The 1338-nt window shown below is 54.1% G+C and carries 1 protein-coding gene; it reads left to right on the top strand.

What is annotated here, in order from left to right:
• Nucleotides 1–811: 811 nt before the first annotated feature.
• Nucleotides 812–1338 (top strand): hypothetical protein (locus AC1DYF_RS40260; protein WP_477884528.1); only part of this gene is annotated, 527 nt, incomplete at its 3' end.

The following is a 1338-nucleotide window of genomic DNA, read 5'->3' as shown; positions in this document are numbered from 1 at the left end:
CTCCAACTCCTTGCTGCCGATCGCAGGACGGCATCCCTATCAGTCTATGCGGAAGGCCGGCGAGCAGCGCGAAGGCTGGAGCGCGATCCGCAAGTGTGAATGCTAGCAGGCAGGCTTTGCGGTTCAATGCCGTCATTCGCCGGTGACGGSGCGCGCCAATACGCCTTTTGAGGTATGCCCGGGCAATGTCTCCATCCCTCTGGAGAACTGGGCTTCCGAGAGATCCGAGCTGATCGATAGCCGAGAAACACGCGTTCACAATCATCGAATCACTGAAAAATCACGTGTGATTCGATGGAAAAAAGCCGCGAAAATCTCTCGAATCGCCCCTGATTCATGGCCAAACGGGCACCGCCAGCTCGTAAACCAAGGCCTTTTTTAGTGGAAAAATGCAATAAATTTACAAAAAAATACGAAATCCGAACGGTTAGCGAACATCAAGCAAAACAGGCTGCCGCCACATTCTTTTTTTGCTAACGATTTCAAGCGCTAAATTAGCAGCCTCAGTAAACGTATATCAAAACATTCCATGCCTAAGTAGTATAAATACAAAAATAAGGCAACTCGGAATTAATTCAATATTTTCAAGTTCCGCACAAGGTTTTTATGCGATTTGTGGTGACAATGGGGCTGTTTTGGCAAGGGCTTTTCGGCGGAGAGCCTGCGTTGCCATCCAGATAAAACTGACTTACGGACCCCACAAGGCGGCGGTGACCTACCACGAAAGCAGTAACCCCGGATTGCTATTCTGTGGCTCTCGAACCTGTGTCGAGAGCGGCGGATATCGGCTGGGAGAAAGGCGGATGAAACCTTGAGAAGCCAATTTCACGGTGTCAGTACCGATATATCGGAGGCATCAACCTTTAGCGCAGAGCCACGGCTCTTCAGCGATGCAGTCCTGAAACGGGACGATTGGACCGAAGCGAGGGCTTCGACGAACGACATCATCGGCGGCACGAACAGCTCGGACGAGGTTTTCCGGGATGCCGCGGATCTCTCCGCAAATCACATCCATCGGCGTCATGGCGACGCTGTCGTAACCGGGACGGCAAGTTCGACGCTCGACACCAGCAGCGCAACGAACGCATCTGATCTGCAGATCAAGGCCGCCCATGTTCATGCCGATGCCAGCACTCATAACACGACCGCCCATGCAGCGAATGCGGCCGCATCCTTGGAAACGAGCGCCAGCGCTGCCTTGAGCGCCCCGACTGCCGCTGCGGCGGCGGCGGCAACAACCTATCCCGACGACACCAATACCGGCGTCGCCTCGGGAAGCAAGCTCCAGGTCTATACCGGAACCTATGTCGTCACCCAGGACAATGCCGTCATCAGCAA

Source organism: Rhizobium sp. P2_G9 (genome assembly GCF_056403475.1).
The sequence above is the reverse complement of the archived record's forward strand: the minus strand, read 5'-3'. Positions and strand labels throughout refer to the sequence as shown.